Annotated in this window: 23 protein-coding genes and 1 riboswitch; of the genes, 15 read left to right on the forward strand and 8 right to left on the reverse strand. The window is 62.1% G+C overall.

The genetic code is table 11. The annotated features are described in order from the left end of the window. Positions 1-99: 99 nt before the first annotated feature. Positions 100-1,605, reverse strand: a complete 1,506-nt coding sequence (locus ABD819_RS19260; RefSeq protein WP_345127055.1) for a BatD family protein — start codon at positions 1,603-1,605, stop codon at positions 100-102. A 273-nt stretch (positions 1,606-1,878) separates the two neighbouring features. Between ABD819_RS19260 and ABD819_RS19265 the strand changes: the two genes are divergently transcribed. The 5 genes from ABD819_RS19265 (at position 1,879) to ABD819_RS19285 (ending at position 5,780) form a co-directional block, all read left to right on the forward strand. Beyond that, positions 1,879-2,607, forward strand: a complete 729-nt coding sequence (locus ABD819_RS19265; RefSeq protein WP_345127056.1) for a ferritin-like domain-containing protein — start codon at positions 1,879-1,881, stop codon at positions 2,605-2,607. A gap of 32 nt (positions 2,608-2,639) precedes the next feature. After that, the gene (locus tag ABD819_RS19270; protein WP_345127057.1) at positions 2,640-3,527 is read left to right on the forward strand and encodes a ferritin-like domain-containing protein; all 888 of its coding nucleotides are present in this window, start codon (positions 2,640-2,642) and stop codon (positions 3,525-3,527) included. 170 nt (positions 3,528-3,697) lie between these two features. Next, positions 3,698-4,432, forward strand: a complete 735-nt coding sequence (locus tag ABD819_RS19275; RefSeq protein WP_345127059.1) for a ferritin-like domain-containing protein — start codon at positions 3,698-3,700, stop codon at positions 4,430-4,432. Beyond that, entirely contained in the window at positions 4,429-5,277 is an 849-nt protein-coding gene (locus tag ABD819_RS19280; RefSeq protein WP_345127061.1) for a ferritin-like domain-containing protein, read from the forward strand. The genes ABD819_RS19275 and ABD819_RS19280 overlap by 4 nt, the downstream gene beginning before the upstream one ends. Before the next feature lie 305 nt (positions 5,278-5,582). Then, a complete protein-coding gene (locus ABD819_RS19285) occupies positions 5,583-5,780 on the forward strand; it encodes a hypothetical protein (protein WP_345127063.1) in 198 nt (65 codons plus the stop codon). Between the two features lie 73 nt (positions 5,781-5,853). Here the strand turns inward: ABD819_RS19285 and queG are convergent, their stop codons facing one another. The 3 genes from queG to ABD819_RS19300 form a co-directional block, all read right to left on the reverse strand. Further along, positions 5,854-6,786 carry a tRNA epoxyqueuosine(34) reductase QueG gene (gene queG / locus ABD819_RS19290; RefSeq protein ID WP_345127064.1) on the reverse strand — a complete coding sequence of 311 codons (933 nt, stop codon included), beginning with the start codon at positions 6,784-6,786 and terminating at the stop codon, positions 5,854-5,856. A 142-nt stretch (positions 6,787-6,928) separates the two neighbouring features. Then, positions 6,929-7,981 (reverse strand): Holliday junction branch migration DNA helicase RuvB, encoded by a 1,053-nt coding sequence (gene ruvB, locus ABD819_RS19295; RefSeq protein WP_345127065.1) that lies wholly within the window; start codon positions 7,979-7,981, stop codon positions 6,929-6,931. Between the two features lie 191 nt (positions 7,982-8,172). After that, positions 8,173-8,520 carry an HIRAN domain-containing protein gene (locus ABD819_RS19300; protein ID WP_345127067.1) on the reverse strand — a complete coding sequence of 116 codons (348 nt, stop codon included), beginning with the start codon at positions 8,518-8,520 and terminating at the stop codon, positions 8,173-8,175. Between the two features lie 110 nt (positions 8,521-8,630). Between ABD819_RS19300 and ABD819_RS19305 the strand changes: the two genes are divergently transcribed. Then, entirely contained in the window at positions 8,631-8,978 is a 348-nt protein-coding gene (locus ABD819_RS19305) for a hypothetical protein (RefSeq protein ID WP_345127069.1), read from the forward strand. A gap of 55 nt (positions 8,979-9,033) precedes the next feature. On the opposite strand, the gene ABD819_RS19310 is transcribed toward ABD819_RS19305, so the two are convergent. Then, a complete protein-coding gene (locus ABD819_RS19310) occupies positions 9,034-10,269 on the reverse strand; it encodes an acyl-CoA dehydrogenase family protein (RefSeq protein WP_345127070.1) in 1,236 nt (411 codons plus the stop codon). A gap of 189 nt (positions 10,270-10,458) precedes the next feature. Here ABD819_RS19310 and ABD819_RS19315 point away from each other — a divergent pair, with 189 nt between their 5' ends. After that, complete coding sequence (locus tag ABD819_RS19315; RefSeq protein WP_345127071.1) at positions 10,459-12,198, forward strand: APC family permease; 1,740 nt, start codon at positions 10,459-10,461, stop codon at positions 12,196-12,198. 187 nt (positions 12,199-12,385) lie between these two features. On the opposite strand, the gene ABD819_RS19320 is transcribed toward ABD819_RS19315, so the two are convergent. Then, positions 12,386-14,668 carry a TonB-dependent receptor gene (locus tag ABD819_RS19320; protein WP_345127072.1) on the reverse strand — a complete coding sequence of 761 codons (2,283 nt, stop codon included), beginning with the start codon at positions 14,666-14,668 and terminating at the stop codon, positions 12,386-12,388. Between the two features lie 60 nt (positions 14,669-14,728). Next, positions 14,729-14,834, reverse strand: a riboswitch (TPP riboswitch). Positions 14,835-15,018: 184 nt separating this feature from the next. On the opposite strand from ABD819_RS19320, the gene ABD819_RS19325 reads away from it, so the two are divergent. The 3 genes from ABD819_RS19325 to ABD819_RS19335 all read left to right on the forward strand — a co-directional run bounded on the left by ABD819_RS19325 (position 15,019) and on the right by ABD819_RS19335 (position 17,575). Further along, positions 15,019-15,243 (forward strand): hypothetical protein, encoded by a 225-nt coding sequence (locus tag ABD819_RS19325; RefSeq protein WP_345127073.1) that lies wholly within the window; start codon positions 15,019-15,021, stop codon positions 15,241-15,243. Between the two features lie 379 nt (positions 15,244-15,622). Further along, entirely contained in the window at positions 15,623-16,396 is a 774-nt protein-coding gene (locus tag ABD819_RS19330) for a bacteriorhodopsin (RefSeq protein ID WP_345127075.1), read from the forward strand. Positions 16,397-16,543: 147 nt separating this feature from the next. Beyond that, the gene (locus ABD819_RS19335) at positions 16,544-17,575 is read left to right on the forward strand and encodes a Brp/Blh family beta-carotene 15,15'-dioxygenase (protein ID WP_345127076.1); all 1,032 of its coding nucleotides are present in this window, start codon (positions 16,544-16,546) and stop codon (positions 17,573-17,575) included. Here the strand turns inward: ABD819_RS19335 and ABD819_RS19340 are convergent. Continuing rightward, positions 17,554-18,993: an aldose epimerase family protein gene (locus tag ABD819_RS19340; RefSeq protein ID WP_345127077.1), complete on the reverse strand. Its 1,440-nt coding sequence runs from the start codon at positions 18,991-18,993 to the stop codon at positions 17,554-17,556. The genes ABD819_RS19335 and ABD819_RS19340 overlap by 22 nt on opposite strands. 193 nt (positions 18,994-19,186) lie before the next feature. Next, entirely contained in the window at positions 19,187-19,816 is a 630-nt protein-coding gene (gene pnuC / locus ABD819_RS19345; protein WP_345127078.1) for a nicotinamide riboside transporter PnuC, read from the reverse strand. A 77-nt stretch (positions 19,817-19,893) separates the two neighbouring features. On the opposite strand from pnuC, the gene ABD819_RS19350 reads away from it, so the two are divergent. The 5 genes from ABD819_RS19350 to ABD819_RS19370 form a co-directional block, all read left to right on the forward strand. Further along, positions 19,894-20,226: a rhodanese-like domain-containing protein gene (locus ABD819_RS19350; protein ID WP_345127079.1), complete on the forward strand. Its 333-nt coding sequence runs from the start codon at positions 19,894-19,896 to the stop codon at positions 20,224-20,226. A 62-nt stretch (positions 20,227-20,288) separates the two neighbouring features. Further along, complete coding sequence (locus tag ABD819_RS19355; RefSeq protein WP_345127080.1) at positions 20,289-21,077, forward strand: YqjF family protein; 789 nt, start codon at positions 20,289-20,291, stop codon at positions 21,075-21,077. Positions 21,078-21,170: 93 nt separating this feature from the next. After that, positions 21,171-23,891, forward strand: a complete 2,721-nt coding sequence (gene hrpB / locus ABD819_RS19360; protein ID WP_345127081.1) for an ATP-dependent helicase HrpB — start codon at positions 21,171-21,173, stop codon at positions 23,889-23,891. A 96-nt stretch (positions 23,892-23,987) separates the two neighbouring features. Next, entirely contained in the window at positions 23,988-24,719 is a 732-nt protein-coding gene (locus ABD819_RS19365) for a DUF2490 domain-containing protein (protein WP_345127082.1), read from the forward strand. A gap of 58 nt (positions 24,720-24,777) precedes the next feature. Next, the coding region (locus ABD819_RS19370; protein WP_345127083.1) for a peptidase associated/transthyretin-like domain-containing protein at positions 24,778-25,586 on the forward strand (809 nt) is incomplete at its 3' end.

Consider the following 25,586-nt stretch of genomic DNA (forward strand, 5'->3'; position numbering starts at 1 on the left):
TGTTAGCAGGATGGCAATCGTCTGACTGACAACTAACAACAAGCAACTGACAACCCGTTTACTTTTGAACGACTGCTTAACCACTAATCACTGACAAAACTACTGCCGGCCGGCCCGCCACCAGCCCACCACGGCCACGGCCGCCAGCCCCAGCAACAGCCAGTCGGCGTAGCGGCGCACGTCGCGGTACACATCCAGCGACTGTATGGTGGTATCGGCCTGGGCCAGGGCGAGGCCATAAAAGGCGTCGGCGTCGGGCTTGGGCAGCGGGGCCGCTGTGGCCACCGTGCCCCGCACCTGCGGCCGCAGGCCGGGCCGTAGCGTGTCGTAGCGGGCCGTAGCGGGGTTGAACACGATGAGCTGCAGCAGGCTATCGAGGGGCAATACGCCGGGCCGGCGGACCACCAGCCGGTAGCGAAACAGCTTCCGACCGCCGCCCGGCACCGGCTCCTCGCGCACGTCGGGACCGTACACTTCCAGGCCGGGCCACGGGGCCACGGGCGGAGCCAGTACCGCCGACAGGTTGCCCTGCCCCGCTACGCCAAATGAATAGGTGAACGACTCCCCCACCCGAAATCTGGTTCGGCTGATGGCCTCAATGGTTCGGTAGCTGCCCACGGCCACGGCACCCCGGCGGGCCGCCTCGGGCAGGGCTCGCACCGCCACCGTGAGGCCCGGCGACAGAAATGTTTTGTAGCCCGCCAGCCGGTTGTCCTGGCCGGCCTCGGGCTTTTTCAGCACCTTAAACTTCACCATGGTCAGGGCCAGGGGCGGAAAGCGCAGGGGCTGGGCCGTGAGGGGATAATACACGTTTTCGGCCAGCCGGAAGCGCAGGTAACGCTGGCCCCGGTAGCGCACCGAATCGGGGGTGACGCTGGCCTCAGGGCCGGGCTCCTGCCAGGCCGTGGGCTGGTGCAGCTCGTGCAGCAGCGGCGGCAGCTGGTCATCAAAATCGTGAAAGGCCAGCAGCTCCTGGTCGGTGGGCAGCAGGTAAAAATAGAGGCCTACCCGCACCCCCTGGCCCACAAATACGCTGGGCCGGTCGGCCACCACGGCCATAAAGGCGTGGTCGGGCACGTCCTGGTAGAGCGCGGGCTTGGGCTTACCAAACAGCTTGTCGAGGTCACCCACCGCTTGCAGCGGGGCGGCCGGGTTGGCCGGCTTGGTGAGCGCCGCCGGGTTGGCGGGCGCGGCGGGGCCCACCCGCACGGTGGCCCCGCGGCTGCGCAGTACCACCCCGTTCACAGTCAGCTGAAACGGTTTAATGACGAATTCGCCCTCGCCATAGGGCACGTAGCGCTGCGTGATGGTGAGGTCGGCGAAGCGGCGGCCCTGCACGATGCGCGTGGTAGTGGTGCTCGTCTTGCCGCTTTTCTTAAACCCTTCCAGCTCCGGAAAATCAGCGTACCGCCCCAGCGTGCCGCCCCGCAGCCGAAACCCCAGCGTGAACACCCCCGTTACGGGTAAAGTAGCCGGCCCCGGCACCAACGCCACGTCGGCGGGGGCGGTGGTGCCAGGCCCTGGTGGCGGGGCCGGCTGGGCCCGGCTACCCACTGGGGCCAGCAGCCCCAGCAACAGCCCTATCGCCCGCCAAAATCTCCCCATGGTCACCTGTATAGTTAGCCCCAGTCAAAACAGTGCTACAACGCTTTCGTGCGCCTTTCCGACAAAATTACAATTCCTTAGTTAGATGTGCGCAACGGTTCAATAATCGAAAAATACCGCACTGCTGAATCCTTTTGCACCCTAAGTACCGTATCTGCCCACGAATCACCCTATCGGAGTTGGTAGTTGCCACGTAAATCGGGCTCTGGCACCGGTTGTAGTTTGACTGCCCCCCTAGTTATTTTCAATTTATCACCTAACCACACCACGCTCATGTCTGATAAAATTCAGCCCCGCGGCTCCGACGATACCACGTTCGCCCAGCCGCTGTACACGCCCATCAAGCGCCGCTCCTTCTTCATGTATGCCGGTGCTACGGCTGGTGCAACTGCACTCGTGCTGGCTGGTTGCAGCGACGACGAGAACAACGTTACTCCTAACAACGGCATCAGCCTCGGTGCTGGCGACCCCGGCGTACTAAACTACGCCTATGCGTTGGAGCAGCTCGAAGCCGCTTTCTACGCTCAAGCGGTGAAGACGCCAGCTACGGACTTCCAGGCCGGCGAATTGGCCATGCTCACCGAAATAGCTGCTCACGAAGCTATTCACCGCGACTTTTTGAAGGCCGCAATCAACCGCGATGCCCCCGGCAAGCTGTTGCAAAACCTGACCCCCATCTTCACCACCGTCGACTTTACCAAGCGTGCCAGTGTACTGGGTACTGCTAAGACTTTCGAAGACCTCGGGGTGGCTGCGTACAACGGCGCGGGCAAGCTCATCAAAACGCCTGCTTACCTCGTCATTGCTGGTCAGATTGTTTCGGTAGAAGGCCGCCACGCAGCCCTGCTGCGCGACATGCTTGACACCACGGGCAAAGCATTTGCCGGCGACGACCAGGTGGGCCCTACGGGTCTGGACAAAGCCATGATGCCGACGGAGGTAATTGCCGCCGCCCAAGCCTTCATCACGGAGAAATTGGACGCTAGCAACGTTGGCAAATAATCCTCCTTCCCTCACTTGTAATCAATTCTGTTATGGATTTCTTCAAAATAATTGACCAGCTTTCGGAGGTGGATGCCGACGTTCTCGGCCGCTTCGACTCGCGCCGCGCCGTATTCAGCTCTTTGGGTACTGCCGCCAAGCGTTCAGCAATGGCTGCCACGCCCCTGTTCTTAGGCGCACTGTTCCAGAAAGCCTACGCTGGCACCACCGCTACGGCGGTCGAAGTGCTTCAGTATGCCTTGGCTCTGGAATTGTTCGAGCAGGACTTCTACAAAAAGGTGCAGGCTTCGGCCCAGTACACGGCGGCTTCGGCGGCTGATAAAGGTGCCATCGACCAAATCAAGAAGCACGAAGACGCACACGCTGTTTTGTTGAGCACGGCCATCCGGGGCTTGGGCGCTACGCCCATAACCGGGGTTACGTTCAAGTCAGCGGTATTTGCTACCTTGACAACCTTCAAAACCGGCCCAGCCGCCACTTCCCAGCTTGGCATTGCCCAGCTGCTGGAAGACACTGGCGTTCGTGCCTACAAAGGCCGCGCTGGCGAATTGCTCGGCACCGACCTGCTGACTGTAGCCCTGCAAATCCACTCGGTGGAAGCCCGCCACGCCGCCAAAATTCGCATTATGCGTGGTCAGCGTGCCTGGGTGAACCCCGCCGATGACCTGGCTGCTCACCCCGTGTACACCAACGGCGTGACTGCTGGCTCTAATCCTGCCCAGTTTGGCCTTGTGGTTCCGCCTTACGACGCCACCAAGCCTAGCCCACGGGAAGACAACACCGTACAATCGAATGTGCCCATTACCACTGGCTTAGGCACCACCTACACGTCGGCCGATGCACAGGCGTCGTTCGATGAGATACTGCAGGTTGCCGAGGTCCTCGACAACTCGCGTGCTGGTGGCCTGATTGGCGCTTAATTGCTGATTGCCCTAGTTTTAGGACAATCTATTTTGATAAAGCCGGTTCCGCTAACGCGGGGCCGGCTTTGTTTTTTAGGGCTTTGCAACCAATGGATGGGCAACGAGTACCTTTGTATTGGCCGCGCCCCGACGTACGGGGCAAGCAGGCTGGCTTGATTAACTTACGGATGTCTGACCACAAATTATTGCCCGCCTGGCGGGAACAGTCGCTGGGGCGACGCGGGTTTTTGCGGGTTTCGGCGGCTACGGCCGCTACGGTGGCCCTGGTAGCGGCCGGCTGCACCACCGACCCACCGGAGCCGGTGAAGGTGGACCCTTTCCTGCTGACGCTGCCCACCACCGACGCGGGGCTGTTTTTCTTCGCCTACCTGCTGGCGATTGCCCAAGCCACCGTCTTCCAGAAAGTAGCCGATACACCCCCCACCGATTTCACCGCCACCGACCGGGCCGTGTTCACCGACCTGCGCGACCATGCGGTCATCAACCGCGAGCTGCTCCGTCGCATCATCGACCCCACCGGCGCGGCAGCCCTGCTGCCCGCTGATTTCGCGTTTTCGCTGGCCTCGCTCACCCTCACTACCCGGGCCGGCGCCCTGGCCGCCGCGCAGCAGCTGGCTGACCTGGCAGCGGCTGCTTACCCCACGGTACTGCCCTTGCTAAGCCCTGCCGCCCTGCTTCCCCGCACGCTGCTGCTCAAAATGTCGTCGGTACACGCCCGGCACGCGGCCACGCTGCGCGACCTGCGCACGCCGGGCTCCTTCGCGGCCGACGATGCGGTGTTCACCACCGGCTTGTTCGCGGGCCAGCTCCGCACCAAAACACCCCTCGAAACGCTGGCCGTGCTGGCCCCCTTCTTCGCGCCTTACGTTATTTCTGCTGGCAATCTGCCACTTCCCGTATGAAGCTGATTTCCCTTCTCGACCAACTGGCCGCGGCTCCGGCTTCGGCGGCCGCGCCCCGGCGGGCCCTGCTTCAGCACCTGGGCCGCGCCGCGATGGCGGCCCTACCCTTGGCCGCCGCGCTGCCCGCCGCGGCCAGCACCAAGGACACCGCTTACGATGCCCTGACCCAGCTTTTGCTGCTCGAACGGCTTCAGCTGGCCCTTTATGCCCGGGCGCTGGCGGCTCCGGGCCTCATCCCCGCCGCGCAAACGCCCGACTTCCAGCGCCTGCGCACCCATCAGGAACAGCACGTCGCCTTTCTGACCCAGGCATTACAGACGGCCGGCTCGCTGGTGCCCGCCCTGCCGACGTTCGATTTCAGCGGTCGGCGCGGGGTAGCTGCCAATCCGGAACTGTTTCCCGGTGTACTGAGCAACTACGACGCCTTTCTGGCCCTGGCCCAGCAGTTGGAAGACCTGGGCGTGCGCCTCTACAAAACCCACGCCTTCGCCATCGTCAACGATGCCCAGCTTACCAATGCCGTGCTCCGCCTGCACGCCGTGGAGGCCCAGCACTCGGCGCACGTGCGCGGCCTGCGCCAAGGCCGCGGGGCCGTGGTAGCAACCTGGCCCAGCGATGCCGATGCCGTGATTGCCCGGCCAGCGGCGGCCCAGGTGCTCACTACGGCTGCTACCGGCGGCGAAGAAAACATCGTGCAATACCTGACACCGGGCAAGCCCATCGTATTCAGCGAGTTTCTGCTAATCCGCGATAATACCGCTATTCACGATTCAGCCCTGCCTGAGGCATTCGATGAGCCCGTGAACAGCGCCATCGCGCAGGCTGCTTTGAACCTGTTTATATAACTATTTCCTGGTCAGTAAAAGCCGTTCCGGGTACTCGCGGGTTTCCTTCCCGGTGCATCCGAAACAGTTATAAGCAGAGGTAGCGGCCCGGCAAGTGGGTATAAGATTCTGGCTTTTCGCACAAAAAGAGTGGCCCAGGCCGCTCTTTTTGCGTGTTGGGGCACCCAGGCAGCTACCAGTCGGGTCAGGTACTTGCGAAGCCCCGAGACTATTTCGTATCTTTCATATGGCGCTGTCCGGCAAACCTACCCATAATACCGCGCTTCTATCTCGCTGTTTTTTCACTGTTCCTAACACCCTTTCCAATGCTAGACTACGTGAAAATGATTCTGCTAAAGGTCAGTTTTAACAAAGTGCTGTTCGAAAAAGAACTCCGCAAATCCCTCAAAATGCTGGTACCAACCGAGGTGCCGGATTTCCGCAACTGGTGCTACCAGCAGTTTGCCCGCATCTACCGCAAAGTGCTGAAACGGGTATTTGGTGAACTCAGCCTGGGCGCGTAGTAGCCCAGTAGCACATGCTTCAGCTTGTTCGTCGTCGAACGACTTGCGAAGTCAGAACAAGCTAAAGCAGGTTCTACAGTCCTGTCACAAACTTGATGTTCCGCTTCAGTCCCTCGTAGCCAGTGCGCTTCACGGCCGACTGGCGGAACAGCTCCGTAAATAATTCGTGGGTGATTTCGCGCCAGTCGCCGGGTGTCAGGTCCTTCAGGCCGGGCGCGGGGTCGAACTGCGGCTCGTTGTGCGGCTTGCTGAAGCGGTTCCAGGGGCACACGTCCTGGCAGATGTCGCAGCCGAACACCCAGTTGCCGAACTGCCCGGCCACTTCGGTCGGAATCTGGTCCTTGAGCTCGATGGTGAAGTAGCTGATGCACTTGCTGCCGTCGACCACGTAGGGCTCGGTGATGGCCTGGGTCGGGCAGGCATCCACGCACTTGGTGCAGGTGCCGCAATAGTCCCGGATGGGGCCATCGGCGGGCAGCTCCACGTCCACAATCAGCTCGGCGATGAAGTAGAACGAGCCGCTGCCGGGCGTGATGAGGTTCGAATTCTTACCCACCCAGCCCAGGCCCGATTTCTTGGCCCAGGCCTTATCCAGTACCGGCGCGGAGTCGACGAAGCAGCGCCCGCCGATGGCCCCGATTTCGGCCTCCATATCGGCCAGCAGCGTCTTCAGCTTGTCTTTAATGACGAAGTGGTAGTCGCGCCCGTAAGCGTACTTGCTGATTTTGAGGGTATCGTCGGGCTGCTGGGTATCGGGCGCGGGGTAGTAGTTGAGCAGCAGCGAAATCACCGATTTGGCCCCGTCCACCAGCAGGCGTGGGTCGAGGCGCTTGTCGAAGTGGTTTTCCATGTAGCCCATCTTCCCGTTCATGCGCTTCGTGAGCCAGGTTTCGAGGCGCGGGGCTTCCTCCTCCAGAAATTCCGCCTTCGAAATACCGCAGGCCATAAAGCCGAGCTCCGCCGCGCGGCGCTTGATGTAGGGAGCCCATTGGGACTGGGGAAGCATGGGCAACTGGGAAAACTGAGATACAAATAAACAGGAAACGCGCCGCTAGGGGCGGCGCGTTCCGTTGGATGTACCGTGGACTCTGCGAGTCCGCGCGGTTGAACGACCCACACGCGGACTCGCAGAGTCCACGGTATACGCTCTACGACGTTATCTCATCAAACAAGCTGCCGTTGTTACCCCGCATATTCTGGGGCAGCAACCGCCCCAGGTGCTGGTAAGCGGCCTCCGTTGCCTCCCGCCCGCGCGAGGTACGCTTGATGTAGCCTTCCTGAATCAGGAACGGCTCGTACACTTCCTCGATGGTTTCGCCTTCCTCGCCGCAAGCCGTGGCAATGGTGCTGATGCCCACCGGACCACCCTTGAACTTATCGATAATCGTGGTGAGGATGCGCTTGTCCATATCGTCAAGGCCGCGGGCGTCCACATCGAGGGCATTGAGGGCAAACTGGGCGATTTCGACCGTGATGGTACCGTCGCCCTTGATTTGGGCGAAATCGCGGGTGCGGCGCAGCAGGTTGTTGGCAATGCGCGGGGTACCGCGCGAGCGGCGGGCAATTTCGAAGGCCGCATCGTCGTGAATGGGCGTGCCCAGAATCTCGGCCGAGCGCAGCACAATGGTAGTCAGCAGCTTGGAATCATAGTATTCGAGGCGGGCTGAGATGCCGAAGCGGGCCCGCAGCGGGGCCGTGAGCATGCCCGAGCGCGTGGTAGCGCCCACGAGGGTGAAAGGCGACAGCGAAATCTGCACCGAGCGGGCGTTCGGGCCTGAATCGAGCATGATGTCGATGCGGTAATCCTCCATCGCCGAGTACAGGTACTCTTCTACCACGGGGTTGAGGCGGTGAATTTCGTCGATGAACAGCACGTCGTGCGGCTCCAGGTTGGTGAGCAGGCCGGCCAGGTCGGAAGGCTTGTCGAGCACCGGGCCGCTGGTCATCTTGATGCCCGAGCCCAGCTCGTTGGCGATGATGTGCGAGAGGGTGGTTTTGCCCAAGCCGGGAGGGCCGTGCAGCAGGACGTGGTCCAAGGCATCGCCGCGCATCTTGGCAGCGGCCACGAAGACTTTCAGATTCTCCAGAATCTTTTCCTGGCCCGTAAAATCGTCGAACGACAGCGGGCGGAGGGCTTTGTCAATGTCCTTGTCGGTGGCATCGAAGTGCTCGTTGTCGCCGGTGAGAAAGGCTTCGCGCATAATGATAATACTAAAATGATTGGTCGCTTGTTGCTAAGCTATTGAGTAACTGCTTTGGAAGCAAAAAAGCTCCTTTGAACGGTAAAAAGAACGTCGTGCCGAGCGCAGCCAAGGCATCTCGCTCGCCTCGTTCAACGATTGGATTAGTGCAACACGCAAGATGCCTCGGCTACGCTCGGCATGACGTTCTGCTACTCGTGCAGCAGCACCTCAATATCGAGGTGCAGCCAGTCGGTTTCCCAGGATTTGTGGTTGAGGCGGGCCGAGAGGTGCTTGCCGGCGTCGAGCAGGCGGGCCACGGTTTCGTTGCGGCCCTCGGGCAGGTAGCCGAGCCAGACGTTGGCCGGGTCGGTAGCGGGGGCGGTATGCACCTGCACGGCCCAGTCGTCGTAGTGGTTATCCACTTCGCGGCTGAGCTGCAGGGCCTGGCCAATTTTCAGCTTGGGCTCGTATTTCTCCAGGTTGGGGCGGTGCGAGGTGCCGGCCACGAGGCATTCGAGCAGCACGAGGGGTTCGGTAGCAGGGACGACTTTCATCATGGAGCCAAATTACGGTATGGGCGGCGGGATTGACGTTGTGCCCGGTACCTGCATGTAGTCCCCATAAAGTAAGTTGCGCCGGTATCCACCTTCCTATTTCCTCAAAACACATGAAAAGAATATTTCTCTCCGCAGCGTTAGCGCTGGCCGTGGCTGGCTCGTGGGCGTTTTACCCAAAGGCTACGGCCGAGCCAGCGGGATATATGATGGTTATTTCTACTCTCGTGTTACCTGACCCAACAATGCTCACCATCACCCCGGATGGACAACAAATGGAGACAAAAATAAAAGGCAAAGGATTTAACATCAATAACGTTGACTTAACTCGGGACGACTTAGACAAGTCAGTTCTGAATAAGCCAAATGAGCTTCATAGAATTGGGTGGCGTGTAGCTCATATTACTTCAACTGAAGCAAATAGCAGAATTAAAAACACTTACCTACTTGAAAAACAATAACGAAAAAGGCCATCCTGCAATTGGACGGCCTTTTTTGTTATTCAATGACAAGCCCCTACTTAAACGCCTGAATCCCCGTGATATCCGCCCCCGTAATGAGCAGGTGAATATCGTGGGTGCCCTCGTACGTCACCACCGATTCCAGGTTCATCATGTGGCGCATGATGGGGTACTCGCCCGTGATGCCCATGCCGCCGTGAATCTGGCGGGCTTCGCGGGCCACGTGCAGGGCCATCTCCACGCTGTTGCGCTTGGCCATGCTGATTTGGGAGCTGGTGGCTTTGCCTTCGTTTTTGAGCACGCCCAGGCGCCACACCATGAGCTGGGCCTTGGTGATTTCGGTAATCATCTCGGCCAGCTTCTTCTGCTGGAGCTGGAAGCCGCCGATGGGCTGGCCGAACTGCTCGCGCTGGAGCGAGTATTTCAGCGCCGACTCGTAGCAGTCGATAGCCGCGCCGATGGCGCCCCAGGCAATGCCGAAGCGGGCCGAATCGAGGCAGGAGAGCGGACCGCGCAATCCATCGATGTTGGGCAGGATGTTCTCTTTGGGGATTTTCACGTCCTCAAACACCAGCTCGCCGGTGGTGCTGGCGCGCAGGCTCCACTTGTTGTGGATTTCGGGCGTTGAGAAGCCTTCCATGCCGCGCTCCACGATGACGCCCTTGATGCGGCCCTGCTCGTTTTTGGCCCAGACAACGGCCACCTGGCACTCGGGCGAGTTCGAAATCCACATTTTGGCCCCGTTCAGCAGGTAATGGTCGCCCATGTCCTTGATGTTGGTGGTCATGCCGCCGGGGTTCGAGCCATGGTCGGGCTCCGTGAGGCCGAAGCAGCCGAGCCACTCGCCGCTGGCCAGCTTGGGCAGGAACTTCATGCGCTGTTCTTCGGAGCCGTAGGCATAGATGGGGAACATTACTAGCGAGCCCTGCACCGAGGCAGTGGAGCGCATGCCGGAATCGCCGCGCTCAATTTCCTGCATAATCAGGCCGTAGCTGATATAGTCGAGCCCGCCGCCGCCGTATTCCTGCGGCACGGTGGGACCGAAAGCGCCCACATCGCCAAACTTCTTAACGATTTCTGACGGGAAATGCGCATCCTGCGCCCATTTCTCGATGTTGGGGCTGATTTCCTTTTTAACAAAGTCGCGGATACTCTGACGGATGAGCAGGTGCTCCTCGGTCAGCAGGCCGTCGAGGTCGAAATAATCGGTGAAGCCGTTGGCGTTGGTGCTGCCTTTTTGGGCGGTGTGGGCTTTGGCTTCGGGGGAGAGTACGTCAGCTTCGGAAGACATAGGGCGGGATTGAGGGTGGGAGTTTCGACAAAGATAACAAGCTGACCGAGGCCGCAGTTCGTGGCAGTCGGCTGGATTTGCAGCATCGCACCCGCGCTACTACTCAATAATTCCGCTTCTTGCTGCCCCAAAATGCCCGCTTCGCCGTAGAACAGGCTTTCTTCAACTATTGCCTTAATCAAGGCCCCCATGAGCCACGCTAAAAAACTAAACGAACTGGAAGCCACCGCCATCTGCGGCAACGACATTTCCTCGTCCTGCCTCTACGTTTCGGCCCTGGCCATTTCTTACGCCGGACAATATGCGTGGCTAGCGCTGCTGGTGGTGGGCGCGGTGCTGTTTCTATTCCGCAAAATCTACGGGGAAGTGGTGGGCGCCCTGCCCCTGAATGGCGGCGCCTACAACGTGCTGCTCAACACGACCAGCAAGCGCAACGCCGCGCTGGCCGCCTGCCTCACCATTCTTTCCTACATGGCCACGGCCGTGCTTTCGGCCAACGAGGCCATGCACTACCTGCACACGCTCTGGCACGGGCTGCCCATTATTCCGGCCACCATGGGGCTGCTGGCGCTGTTTCTGGCCCTTACCATTCTGGGCATGTCCGAATCGGCTATTGTCGCGGTCGTCATTTTCATCACGCACCTGGCCTCGCTCACGCTGCTGGTGGGCGTCACGACGTGGTACTTGTTCAACAATGGCTTCGATAATCTGACCCTCAACTTTCAGATGCCGGTGAAGGGCGGCAGTGTCGTCAACGCGCTGTTTTTTGGGTTTAGCGCGGCCATGCTGGGCATTTCGGGGTTCGAGAGCTCGGCCAACTTTGTGGAGGAGCAGGCCCGGGGCGTTTTTCAAAAAACCCTGCGCAACATGTGGGTGGTGGTCACGGTGTTCAATCCGCTCATTGCGTTTCTGGCCATCGCGGTGCTGCCGCTGGCCGAAGTGGGCCAGCACACCGAAACCCTGCTCTCGCACATGGGCACCGTCGCGGGCGGGCCCTGGCTGGGGGTCGTCATCTCGGTGAATGCCGTGGCCGTGCTCAGCGGTGCCGTGCTCACCTCCTTCGTGGGCGTGAGCGGCCTGATGAAGCGCATGACGCTCGACCGCATCCTGCCGCAGTTCTTCCTCAGGGAAAACGGGCGCGGCAGCAACTACGTCATCCTCATCACCTTTTTCCTGCTGTGCGTGTCGGTTTTGCTGATTACCAACGGGCAGTTGGGGCCACTAGCGGGCGTGTACACCATTTCCTTTCTATCGGTAATGGCGTTTTTCGCCCTTGGCAACTTCCTCCTGAAGGGCAAGCGGCCCAACCTGCCGCGGCCGGTGTACGCGGGCATTACCACGGTCACGCTCGCCCTGGTGGGTGTACTGGTGGCCTTGTTCGGCAATATCAAGATTCACCCCGAATACCTGATTGTATTCCTGCAATACTTCTTGCCGGCCATGGCCCTGATATACATCATGCTCAACCGCGTGGCCATCCTCAACCTGCTGCTGTCGGCGGCCGATTCGCTGGCCCGGCACCTGCCGCGAGCGTCGCGTCTGGGCCGCCTCCTGGTGCGACGCCAGATGCGCGAGCTGGCCAAGCAGGAGTTTGTGTTTTTCACCAAGGGCGACAACGTGGCCAACCTCAACAAGGTGATGGCCTACGTGGTGGAAAACGAATTTACCAACCGCCTCAAAATTGTGACCCTGCTTAAAGAGGGCGAGAAATACCCCGAGGAGCTACTTAACGATATCCGGGTGCTGGACCGGGCTTACGAAAAGATTGAAGTCGATTTTGTGACCATGGAAGGTCAGTTCGGCCCGGAATTGATTGAGGAACTGTCGGAGAGGTGGTGCATCCCCAAGAACTTCATGTTCATCGGCTCGCCCGGCGACCGGTTCCCGTACCAGATATCAGAGCTGGGCGGCGTGCGCCTGATTATTTGAGGCGTTTCGTGCCCAGCGTCACGAGGCGAAGCCGGAACAATCTATCCTGACAATACCAGACCCTTTCTTCAAGCAAAAAGCCCCGACACTGTGCAGTGTCGGGGCTTTTTGCTTGAAGAAAGGGTTGTTTGCTGAAAATAGAGCAGGTTGCCTCGGCGTGCCTCCTCGCAATGACAGACGCTTGCCGTTAGAATTTCAGCCCCACCGAGGCCAGATAGTTGCGCGTCGCCTGTGGGTAGAACCAGTTGAAGGTTTCCTGGTTGCCGCTGGCCCCGACGTAGCTATAGGTATAGCCGTTGGCCACGTACTCACGGTTGAGGACGTTGTTGACGAGCAGGCCCAGCTCAATTTCTTTCATGAAGACCGGGTGCAGGGCGTAGCGCAGGCGGAAATCGAGCGTCTGGTAGGGGTTGATGCTACGGTTCTCGTTCTGCGAGTTGTCGAGGTACTGCCGGCTCACGGTTTTGAGCAGCAGGGCCACGCGCAGGCCCTTCAGCGGCTGGCCTTCGAGGGTGTGGGCCGATACGACCGCCGGCGAGTAGGAGATGGTCGTGGTGCGGGCCCGCACATCGATGACCGGCGCGTAATTGGCATCGTAGGTGACGTTCTGGTAATCCAGAATGCGATTCTGGCTCAGGGTGAGGGTGGTGCTGAGGCTGATACGGTCATCGGCCGACACGAAGCCCGACAGCTCCACCCCGCGCCGGTAGCTGCGGGGCGCATTGGTGCGCAGGGCGGTACCCACGTCGTTGAGCTGGCCGGTGGCTACCAGCTGGTTGCGGTAGCTCATGTAGAAGCCATTGGCTTCGAAGCGCACGGCGGTGCGGGGGCCCAAGAAGGTGAGCTCGGGCCGGTTGAGGCGGTAGCCGCCTTCGAAATCTTCGAGGCGCTCGGCGCGGGCCGACTGGTCGCCCACGGGGCGGTCGGTGAAATCGGAACGCACGGGCTCGCGCTGGCCCACCGCAAAGCTGCCGTAGAGCTGCTGGCCCTGGCCCAGGCTGAGCGTGGCCCCGGCCTTGGGATTGAAGAAGGTATAGCTGGCGCGGGTGGTCACGTCCCGGCGGCCGGCCTCCAGCCCATCAATAGTGTAGTTGATGTGGCGCACCTGCACGTCGCCGTAGATGCCCAGCTTATCCAGTACCTGCCAGGTAGCGCGGGCGTAGGCGTTGTAGTCGGTTTTCACGGCGTTGTTGAAGTAGTACCGCTGGCCGAGCTGGCTATTGGAGGCGTACTGCGCCCAGATGATTTCGCCGTAATGGTCGCCGTCGTAGCGGTTCCAGGCTCCGCCGAGGGTGGCTTGCAGCTTGCCGTCGGCGGGCTGGTAGTTCAGGGCCAGCGTGCCACCGTAGAAGTTGTTGTCGAGCCACTTGCGGTCAACCAGATTAGTCCGGGTAATGGTCTGGCCACCGATAACCACGTTATTGAGGCCGTAGTCCGCGAATTTGCGGCGGGCGCGGTAGCTCTCGTAGTAGCCGAAGCCGCGCGTGAGATGCAGGGCCGCGGCCAGGTTCCAGCTTTGGCCCAGGCCCTGCGAGAGGTGCAGCTGGTAGTGGTTCTGCTGGTAGTTATCGGTCTGGTTGCCGTAGGTGTAGTAGCTGTAGCGGCGGCCTTCCTGGAGTACGCGGGCGGCATCGGCTTCGCTCAGCTCGCCGTTGTCGATGTAGGTCTGGAGCTGGGCGCGGTTGCCGGTGAGGGCCGGCTCGGGCACGCCATTCCAGGCCTGATAGGTTTTTTCGCGGCCCGCGAAGGTGATGAACTTCAGCAGCGTGTTCTTGGCCTGATAGCCGGCGGCGAAGTAGTACGACTTCAAATCGGACGCCGCCCGGTTCATGTAGCCATCGGAGACAATGCGCGACAAGCGCCCATCGACGGTGAAGTGCCCATTGATAAGGCCGGTGCCGAACGACACGTTGTTTTTCCAGGTCTGGTAGGAGCCGTAGGTGTTCTGGGTTTCGGCGTAGGCCTCGCGGCGGTTATCGAGGGTGCTCACGTTGAGGCTGGCCCCGAAGGCCGCGCCGCCGTTCTGGCTGGTGCCCACGCCCCGCTGAATTTGCAGCGAATTGATGGACGAAGCCAAATCGGGCAGGTTAATCAGGAACGCGCCGCGCGACTCGGGGTCGTTCAGCGGCACGCCGTTGATGGTCATGTTGATGCCCGTATTGCTCGTGCCCCGGATGCGGATATCGGTGTAGCCCACGCCCGCTCCGGCGTCGGAGGTCACCACTACCGAAGGCGTTTGGTCGAGCAGATAGGGCAAATCCTGGCCGAAATTGCGCTTGGCCAGGTCCTGCTTGCTTAGGTTGGTGTAGGCCGTGGCCGTGCGGTCGTTGGCACGGGAGGCCGTTACGAGAGCTTCGGGCGTGACAATGCGGCGGGCAATGGCCGTATCGGCCGGCACGGGGCCTTGTGCCCATGCCGGCGCAGCGGCCAGCGCACACAGCGCCGCCCCCGCGAGGAGTACAGTTTTCAAAAAAGTAGTGGGTAAAAAATGGAACGCGCCGTCGCCCCAGGGGTCGGAGCGGCAGCGGAAACGTCCGCGGATTGTTTATTCCCTTCGCCGGCATTACCCGGTTCAGGTTCGATGGGTATCATCTCAGCCGATGTCGTGCACAACATCAGCACCCCTAAACATGGCACAAAGGTAGGGCGGCGGAGCCATTACAGCCCTTCTTTCTGAATCAGAGCCGGGCCGGCGGCCGGCGCAACAAACCAATTACCTTGGCGGTTTGCTGACTGTCAGTTAATTTAGGGACGTCGCCCGACACAACGCCGGGCCCGTGACCTGCCGCCGCAGGTCAATATCGTATCAGCCCGCTCGCCATGTCCAGCTTAGTCTACGCCCTTGCTCTTTGCGCCTTTTTCGTGTTTGTGCTCGTGCTGCCGCGTCGCCGCCGGGTACTGCCCCCGCCCCCGCCACCCACCGGCGACGACGATGGGGGCGAACCCCACGACCCCGGCCTGCCCGACCTCGACCTGCCGCCCGGTATCTCGCGGCCCATCAACGACTGGGAGCCAGAATATAATAAACCTCATGTCGGCGTGTAGGAGAAGCGGGCTAGGTTCTCTGCCCGCACCACACCCGAATGCTGAAGGCCGTTTTTACGGCTATCGAAAGACGGTGCAAGCCGTTTGTTTGGGGCGATAAAACCGCCGACGGCGGGCTACGTCACTACCTCAAGGCCAGGGGCCAGGACTTGGGTTGGCCCCTACGAAGCGTTTAGCAGCCATGGCCAATGGTGCAACCCGCCTGCCTCGGCGATAAATTACGCTCCAACCGCAGGACTTAGGCTACTCATACAGAGAACGTAAGGTCATGCAGAACAGATTTGTTGACTTTTTTTGATGAATATCTTAAACAGTAGACACCAAAATATCATTTTGGTAATACATTTGACCTATCGTTCAACCCTTAATTTTTTTTCACATGCAAAATTCTTTCTTTGGAGTTCTAACAATTCCGGTAGACGACCCGGTGGCATTCACCTTCTTCATCGGATACATGGCCATGGCAGCAGCGGCCGTATTCTTCTTGTTTGAGCGCAGCACCGTTGCCGACAAGTGGAAAACTTCCCTGTTGATTTCGGGAATGATTACGGGCATTGCAGCGGTACACTACTACTACATGCGCGATTTCTACATCATGTCCAAAACCACCCCCATCGCCCTACGCTACATTGACTGGACGCTGACGGTACCGCTGATGGTGGTGGAGTTCTACCTGCTGGTGCGCGCAGCCGGAGCCAAGGTTTCCCTGTTGTGGAAACTGGTGCTGGCGGCAGTCGTGATGCTGGTGTTTGGTTACATTGGCGAAGCCTTCGGCGACGGTACCATGGGCCACTCGGTTTTGTGGGGCACGCTCTCCTCGGTTGGCTACGCGTACATTGTGTACTCGGCCTGGGTTGGTGAAGTGGCTCAACTGGCAGCTAAGTCCGACTCAGTGGCCGTGCAGAAAGGCGTTCGTGCGTTGGCGTGGTTTATTCTGGTGGGTTGGGCCATTTATCCAATCGGCTACATGGCTATGCCCGGCGGCCTGCTCGGGCCCGACGGCGCGGGCCTGCTTCGCCCCTCCGACCTCGACCTGATTTACAACATCGGTGACGCTATCAACAAGATTGGCTTTGGCCTGGTAGTATACGGCATTGCCCGCAGCGAGTCGGCGGTCAAGATTGCCCCGGCCAGCGCCATTTCGGTAGTCTAGCTTTGGACTAGGGCAGCCGCTCGGCTGCCCCAGTTTCCGACTTGGTGGCGGGCAAGTTTGCCCGCCACCCAACCCCCGGCCTACAGGCTGAATTTCACTGCCCCGGCCGTGCGGTTCAGCCTGTAGTGCTTTTTTCCTTTTTCAATTATGGCTAATTCGTTTAGCGCAATGGCTTCCGACTGGTCTCAGCGGCGCTATTCCTACGCGGCGGTGCTGGCACTGGTCGGGCTGGGCGCGGCCTTTCCGGGCCGGGCCGGGCTGCTGCTGGGGGTGCCGCTGGCCGTGGGCATGGTGGTGCTGGGTGTGGCGCACGGGGCCTGCGACCAGTTTGTGGTGCCGGCCAGCCACCCGGGGGGCACGGCCAGCGGCTGGCGGTACTGGCTGCGTTTTCTGGCCGGCTACCTGGGCCTGGCTGCGGTAGTGGGCTTGCTCTGGTGGCGCTGGCCGGCAGCTACCGTGGGCGGCTTTTTGTTGCTCACGGTGTGGCACTGGGGCTCGGCCGACGCGCCGGGCGGGCCATTAGTGCCGGCGGGCTGGTGGCTGGTGCATAGCCTGCTACGGGGACTGCTGCTGTTTGCCGTACCCGCCTGGTGGTGGCCCGCCGAAACAGCCGGCATCGTGAACGGGCTGCTCCAGTTCGTGGGCACGGGCACGGTGGGGCCCGATGCGTTCGCAGCCGGGGCCACCGGCCTGGCGGCAGTGGTGGCAGTGGGGCACGCGGTGCTGTGGGCGCGGTACGCGGCCCGGCAGCAGTGGCCGCTGCTAGTAGCCGAGCTGAGCGAAGTTCTGATTCTCGCGGTCCTGTTCGTGGCCCTGCCGCCCAAGTTGTCGGTGGGTGTGTACTTCGTGTTCTGGCACAGCCTGCAGCACGTGCTGCGCCTCACGGGTTGGCTTGGCTACGCAGGGCCAGCCCAGCAACCAGGTACCGGCCGGGTCCAATTGCTGGCGCGGCTGGCCTTTTTTCTGCGGCGAGCGGCCCCGCTGCTGCTCATTAGCTGCGTGGCCCTGTTGGTGTTGGGCCGCCTGCTGGCCGCCCGCCTACCCGACGAAACCGCCTGGTTCAGCCTGGCCCTGGTGATAGCCTCCATCGTGACGCTGCCCCACGCCCTGCTCGTGACGCTGGTGATGGATGCCCCGCAATGGCGGCCTGCTACGCCTCAGCCCACTTCGATGGAGTAGCTGGCCGAAAATAACTGACCGGGCTCCAGCCGCAGAATGCCTTCCTTGTCGTGGAGCTCGCCGGGTTCGCCGGTGGGGCTGGCGATGCCGTGCCAGGGCTCGACGCAGACAAAGCCGGCCCCCGCGCCCTTAGTCCAGAGGCCGAGGTAGGGGAAGCCGTCGAACTGAAAGCGGACGTAATGTTCCGACTTACGCGAGCGCAGCGTGAGGCGGGTGAAATCATAGTGCTTGAAAACCAGCGCGTCGTCGGCAAACAGCTCGTAGCTGAGCGGCATTTCCTCCGCCTGGTTCAGCACCGGGGCCGTGTGGCCCGTGAGCAGGCCGCCCTGCAGCAAGTGGCGCTCCAGGGTCACGGGGTGGTCGAATTCAAAGAAATAATCCTCAAATACTTCGCCCGGCAGCAGCGGGCAACGCACCGCCGGATGCGCCCCGATACTGAACAGCAGCGGCTGGTCAGGAGCGGGGTTGCGCACGTCCCAGCGCACGGTGAGCAGCGCATCGCGCAGCGTGTAGGTGATGGTGAGCTCGAAGGCGAACGGAAATACCGTGCGGCTGGCCTCGTCGTGTTCGAGACGAAACACCAGCTCGGTGGCGGTGTGACGCAGCACGGCAAACTGCTGGTCGCGGGCAAAACCGTGCTGGGGCAGCTTATAGGCGCGGCCCTGGTACTGGTAGGCATCGCCGGGCAGGCGGCCCACCAGCGGAAACAGCACCGGCGCATGGCGGCCCCACACGGCCGGGTCGCCGGGCCAGATGTATTCGAGGCCGTCGGCGTTGGTAATGAAGCTGGTAAGCTCCGCTCCGTGGCTGGCAAAAGTGGCGCGACACCACGGCGTGCTCAGGGTGTAGTGGGTGGTGGGCGCAGCAGGCATAGTTGTGCGGGGAAGGGCCGGAGGCGCGGGAACACCGGCCAGCAGCTCATCAATCAAAAAGCAGGCGTGGGCAAAGCGCCGGTCGGGGTTGCCGGAGATTTCGGCAAAGTTGGCCATCCGCTCCCGCAGCTCGCGCTGGTAGAGGTCGTAGAACTGCTGGCGCAGGTGCGGGTGCTCGCGGAGCGGGTCGGGCTGCCAGGGCAGGTCCACGCCCATGAGCAGCACCAGGTCGTACTGCTGCTGGTCGATACAATTGAGTATCCACTCCGGACAGTTGCCAAAGGCATGCTCGTACCAGATTTTAATCACCAGCAAGTCGGTGTCGCAAAACACGATGCGCTGGGCACGGGCCTGGGCCGCCGCTTCGGCGGCCAGCTGGCCATGGGCTATTTCCTCCAGGTCGCCGGGAGTGTAGTGCGGGCCAATATCGACAAGGTATTCGCGGGCGAACTCGGGGGCGAAGGCCGTGCCGTAGTGCGCCGCCAGTCGGGCAGCCAACGTCGATTTGCCCGTGGATTCCGGGCCGGTAAGAGAAACGCGCAGCAACTTAGTGGGGCTGAGTGAGGGAAATGAAGGAATACAGCTCGAAGCAGGTGGGGCATTACGGGTAAAACAATGCGGGTGCCCGCCTACGGTCTCGTGGCAGCAAATATGGTGTATCAGCCCAATTTTGCCAATCAAACACTTGATAAACAGATAAATAATTTAATCCGTATACTACTACTGACCACGTCTGAGGTTAGCGACTGGTGGTTGCCGCCAGGGCCATTTCGCGCCGCCACTGCCAGTAGCCATAGGCGGCCAGGCCCAAAAACACTACGTAGAGGCCGCTGGTGAGGTACAGCTCGCGGTGCCAGTACATGCCCACGTAGGCCACATCAACCCCAATCCATAGCAGCCAGTTTTCGATATTGCGCCGCGAGAGCAGTACCTGCGCCACCAGGCTGATGGCCGTGGTGCTGCTGTCCCAATACGGCAGGGCCGCATCGGTGTGGGCGAACAGGAAGCCCGCCCCCAGCGCATACACCAGCCCTGCGCCCGCCAGCCCCAGTGCCAGCCGCCCCGGCGTGCGGCTGATGGGCACCGCCGGCCCATCGGTAGCCGCCGAGCCCCGCGCCCACACGGCCCAGCCATAAATTGCCAGCGCGATGAAGGCCACCTGCAGGCCGGCATCAGAATACAGCCGCGCGCGCCCAAACACCACTAGGTATAGGGCGCAGCTGACGATAGCCACCGGAAAATTCCAGACTGAGTTGCGGGCCGCCAGCCACACGCAGGCAATGCCCGTGACCACGCCAGCTACTTCGAGCGGGTCGGTGGTTTGCACGACGGCCAGGGCGGCCGTCAGAAAGTTGGAAAGGAAATGCACAGCCAGATTCAGCAGAAATAAACGAAGCCGCAAGGTAGAGCCGGAAGGGCCTAAATTTGCCCCATAAACCCCCAAAAATGGAAAACGCCCCGCTGGAAATCACCCCCGAAGAACTCGCCCGCCGCCTGCAAGCCGGCGACGACCTGCAGCTGGTAGATGTGCGCGAAGAGATGGAATTTGACTACTGCCACCTGCCTGGCAGCCTGCTCCTGCCACTGGATGAAGTGCCGCGCCGCGCCGGTGAAATCCGCGTTACGGGCCCGGTGGTAATGATTTGCCACCACGGCGTGCGCTCGGCCCACGCCACGGCCTACCTGCGCCAGCACCTCGGCCACACCAACGTGCTGAACCTGCGCGGCGGCGTGGCCGCCTGGGCCGCCCGCGTCGACCCGGCCTTTCCGACGTATTAAGCGGACAACGGCAGCCACTTGCCGGGGCCAGCTGTTATGCTGCCACATTCTACCCTCTACCCATGCCCGATTTCCTCCCGGCTCCCACCCTCCCCGCCACGGTCGCTGCCCCTACCCTGGCCCAGCGCCTGGCGCTGCGCGAGCGGCCCACTGGCACGCCCATCATGCGCCAGGACTGGAACGAGCTACTGTTTCTGCACTGGCCGGTACCGGCCGAATTGCTGCAGCCCCACCTGCCGCCCCGGCTCCAGATTGACACCCACGACGGCATGGCGTGGCTGGCCATCGTGCCGTTTCGCATGTCGAAAGTGCGTACCCGCATCAGTCCGCCGGTGCCGGGAGCCAACGTATTCCTGGAGTTGAACGTGCGCACCTACGTGCACCTGGATGGCGTGCCCGGCGTGTGGTTTTTCTCGCTCGATGCCACCAACCCGCTGGCCGTGTGGGCGGCGCGCACGTTCTTCAACCTGCCCTACCTGCGGGCCACCATGCGCCTCGACGAGCCCGGCCCGGAGCTGCGGCAGTTCACGGCCACGCGCACCCACGCCGGGGTTTCGCCCGCCCACTTCCGCGCCACCTGGAAGCTGGGCCCGCCCCTCCCGGCCGCCGAGCCCGGCTCGCTGGCTTTTTTCCTCACCGAGCGCTACTGCCTCTACACCAGCAACAAGGCCCAAACCAAGCTCTACCGGGGCCGGGTGGCCCACGCGCCTTGGCCGCTGCGCACGGCCCAGGTACTGCATCTGGAATCAACGTTGATTGAAAGCCACGGCCTGCCCACGCCTGCGGGTACGCCCCTGATTCATGCCGGGGACACCGTGAGCGTGGAGCTATGGCCCATGCGCCGGGTGTAGCGTGGACTTTGCGAGTCCGCGCGTGAACGATACCCGAACGATACTATGCGCGGACTCGCAAAGTCCGCGCTACACCCGGCGTAATTTTGGCCCATGCCCAACGCCTTTGTTCTGCCGTCCCTGCCCGACCTGCCCATCCTGGCAGCACTGCCCGCGCTACGCGCCGCTTTAGCAACCAACAGCCGCGTGGTGCTGGAGGCCCCGCCCGGCGCGGGCAAAACCACCGTGGTACCGCTGGAGCTGCTGGCCGCCGAATGGCGTAACCCGGAAGATAAAATCTTAGTGCTGGAACCCCGCCAGCTGGCCGTGCGCGGAGCCGCCGCCCGCCTGGCCCAGCTGCTGGGCGAGCCCGTGGGCCGCACCATCGGCTACCGCGTACGGCTTGATAGCAAGGTGAGCAAGGATACCCGCGTCGAGGTCATTACCGAAGGCATTCTCACCCGCATGATTCAGGACGACCCCGCGCTGGAAGGCGTGGCGGCCGTGGTGTTCGATGAATTTCATGAGCGGAGTTTGAACGCCGATTTGGGCCTGGCGCTGGCCCTGGATGCGCAAGCCGTGCTGCGGCCCGAGCTGCGCATTCTCATCATGAGCGCCACGCTGGAGGCCCAGCGGCTGGGGCAGTGGCTGCCCGCGCCAGTGGTATCCTCGGCTGGTTTTCTGTTTCCGATTGACACCCATTACCTCGACCCGCGCCGGGCTTCGGCGCTACCCAACAAACCCAATGAGCGGCTGGCCGAGCTGGTGCCCGCCCAGGTGCGGGCCGCGCTGAACACGCACCCGGAGGGCGACATCCTGGTTTTCCTGCCCGGCGTGGGCGACTTACAGCGCAGCGCCCGCAAGCTGACGGACTCCCTGGCCGATAACATCGACCTGCACCTGCTGCACGGCGAATTGCCGCTCGAAACCCAGGATGCGGCGTTGCGCCCCGCCAAAGCCGGCCGGCGCAAGGTCATTCTCGCCACCAGCATCGCCGAAACCAGCCTCACCATTGAGGGCGTGCGGGTGGTGATTGACGGCGGCTTTGCGCGGGTGCCGCGCTTCGTGCCGCGCACCGGTTTCACTACCCTCGAAACCGTGCCCGTGGCCCGCGCCGCCGCCGACCAGCGCCGGGGCCGCGCCGGCCGCCTCGGCCCCGGCACCTGCTACCGCCTCTGGACCGAAGCCGAGCACCACAACCTGCCCGCCCACCGCCCACCCGAAATCCACACTGCCGACCTCAGCAGCCTGGCGCTGGAGCTAGCCCTGTGGGGCGCGACCGAGCCTGGCAGCTTACGTTGGCTGGATGCGCCGCCCACCGCCGCGTTTGCTCAGGCGCGGGAGCTGCTTTTGAGATTGGGAGCGGTGGCAGGGGATGAGGGTAAGGGGGTAGGAGGGTATGAGGGCGTTGGCGCTGGTTCGTCCGAGTCAACTCCTACCCTCCTACCTTCCTACCCTACTACCCTAAACACCCTAAAACCTACCTCCCACGGCCGGAAACTAGCCGCGCTGGGCCTGCCGCCTCGCCTGGGCCACCTGGTAGTGCGCGGGCAGGAGCTGGGCCACGGCGCGGCGGCGGCTTCCTTGGCGGCGCTGCTGGCGGAGCGTGACCTGCTGCGCTGGGCCTCGCCCACCGATACCCGCCCCGCCCCGCCCGACCTGCGCCTGCGCCTCGAAGCCCTGGCCACGGCCCGTCCGCCCCTGCCCGGCCTGGCCCTGCACCACGCCACGCTGCAGCGCGTGCGCGACGTGGCCCGCAACCTCACCGCCCGCCTGGGCAAAACCGCGAATTCACCCATTCACTCATCTACTCATTCACCCATTGGCCTTCTCACCGCCTTGGCCTACCCCGACCGGCTGGCCCAGCGTGAAACCCCCGACCGGCTGCGCCTCGTGACCGGCCAGCGCGTGAGCCTCAATACCACGGATGTGGACCCGCAGGCCACCTTTTTTGCGGTGGCGCACCTGGCGGGCACGGCCTCGGCCCCACGCGCCATACTGGCCGCGCCGCTGGACCAGGATGAGCTGGAGCTGGCCTTCGCCGACCAGATTACCACTACCGAGGAAGTACGCTACGACCCCACGGCCCAGCGCGTGACCGGCCGCCGCGTGCGCCGTCTGGGGGCGTTGCTGCTGGATGAGAAAGTCATCGGCCAACCCAATCCCGAACTGGTGGCCCGCGCCCTGCTCACGTACTTACAGGAGGCCGGCCTGAGCAAGCTGAACTGGACTGCCGGGGCCCGGCAGCTACAACAGCGGCTGGAATTTCTGCAGCGGCACTTCCCGGCTTCTGAAATCAGCCTGTCAACTGATAACGAACCACAAACAGCTGTGACCTGGCCGGCCTTCGACGATGAAACGCTGACCCAAGAGCTGGCCGACTGGCTCGGCCCGCACCTCACCGGCCTCAAAACGCTGGCCGACGTGCAGCGCCTCGACCTTATGGAGCCGCTGCTGGCCCGCCTGCCCGGCGGCTGGAACCAGCGCCAAGAGCTGGACCGACTGGCCCCGGCCGCACTGGAAGTGCCCAGCGGCTCGCACATCACCCTCGATTACAGCGACCCCGCCGCCCCGGTGCTGGCTGTGAAGCTGCAGGAACTGTTCGGCCTCACCGAAACGCCCACCGTGGCGGGTGGCCGCGTGCCGCTGCTGCTGCACTTGCTTTCGCCCGGCGGCCGGCCGGCCCAGGTGACGCGCGACCTGCGCAGCTTCTGGGAGAAAGGCTATTTCGAGGTGCGCAAAGACCTCAAAGGCCGCTACCCCCGGCACCCCTGGCCCGACAAGCCGATGGAGCACATTCCAACCAAACTGACCAAGAAGCGCTTAGGCCAGTAACGGGTGGTCGGGCCAGTTTGGCTACTCACCGGGAATTTTCGGGTTATTCAGGTAACAATTACGTAATGTGAGGTAACAATTACGTAACTTGAGGGTATGAAACACGTCTCCTCGCTGCTATTGCTGACCTTGCTGGCCGGAACCGGCGCGGCCCGGGCCCAGGGCGGCGGAGCTCCCGTGGGCTGGCTGAAGCTCAGCGCTGATGTGCCCCTGCGGGGCCGCTGGACCCTGTATTCGGAAGTGGAAAGCCGCCAGGGCAATGCCCAGCTGGCCGCCCAGCAGCTCGGGCGCCTGGGGTTCCGGCTGCACCTGGCCCCCAGCCTGAGCCTGACCACCGGCTACGTGCTGGCCGGCAACGACTATGGCCCCGGCGACGGCCCCAAAGCCCCTGAGCACCGCTTTTACCAGGAAGTGGCCCTGGCCGATGTGAGCGGCCCCGTGCGCGCCAGCCACCGCCTGCGCACCGAAGTGCGGTGGCTACGCCCCACGCCCGACGCGGCGTTTCGCTACGCGCCGCGCCTGCGCTACCAGCTGCGGCTGGTGGTACCGCTACGCAAAGGCGGCGCGCTACCCGTAGGCGGCGTGTACGCGGTGGTGGCCGATGAGGTATTTGCCGGCCTCGGCCGGCGCGACGGGACCAGCTTTCTGGAAGAAAACCGCGCCAGCGCGGGCCTGGGCTACCGCATCAGCCGCTTATCTACTATAGAATTAGCCTACCTGAATCAGACCCAGGCCTCGGGCGTAGCCGGGCGGACCCTGGCCCGCAACGCGGTGCAGATGAGCGTGGCTTTCGCGGCTCCCAGCCACCAGGCATTGGTGCGCCGCTGACCGAAAGAGTTGCTAAGATGGATGGAATGACGTACTTCGTTCATCTTATTCTACTCTCATGGCGCATTTCATTTCCCTTCTGCTGATATTATTTTACCCCTATCCTCCTACCCCCGCTTATCAGGCAATTGTGGTAGATGCAACTACCAGTCGGCCATTAGCCAGCGTGAGCGTAGTTGACTTGCGGGGGCAAACCAGTTCCGCTACCGACCAACAAGGCAGATTTAGCTTGCCTGGCCCCGTCGCCCACTTCCGTTTACGCGGCTTGGGCTTCGCGGAACTGGAGGCCACCCGCTCCGCTTTGGCTCCGGGCCAAGTGGATACCCTTCGCCTGTTGCCCGAAGCCATTTTATTATCTGAGGTAAGTGTGCGACCGGCCAAGCCCACCGTACTATCCAGTTTGGGCACTAAAATCGGGAAGTCCCACGGTACCGTTTTGGTACCCGGTGCCCAGTATGGCATTTTGTTTCAGCCAGCGGCTAATCTGCTCCCGGCGGTGGTGCAGCAAATCAGGGTTCGGTTTCAGTTCAATCGGCAATCGCACTCGCTAGTTGGTCGTGTCCGGGTGCGGCTGGTAGCTCCGGAACGCGGCTCGTCCGCGACACCAAGTATGCACGATTTGGTACCCATCGCCGCGACCTACACGGCGGCGGAGCTCGCCGCCCTGCCCGACCATCTGCTCGTGCTGGACCTTTCCGCTTACAATATTCGCCTGCCGGCCACCGGCTTTTTTGTGTTGATTGTCGGGTCCGGAAATAGGTTGACAGCTTTCCCAAAAGATGTCATGAAAACTGAGTTTGAGCCGCGTGTGCGGCGTAGTCAGCGCGACTACAGTTTGCCCTTTAAATTGGCCGTGGTGGGTGAAGT

Origin of the sequence: Hymenobacter antarcticus (assembly GCF_039539545.1) — a bacterium.
Classification (GTDB): Bacteria; Bacteroidota; Bacteroidia; order Cytophagales; family Hymenobacteraceae; genus Hymenobacter; species Hymenobacter antarcticus.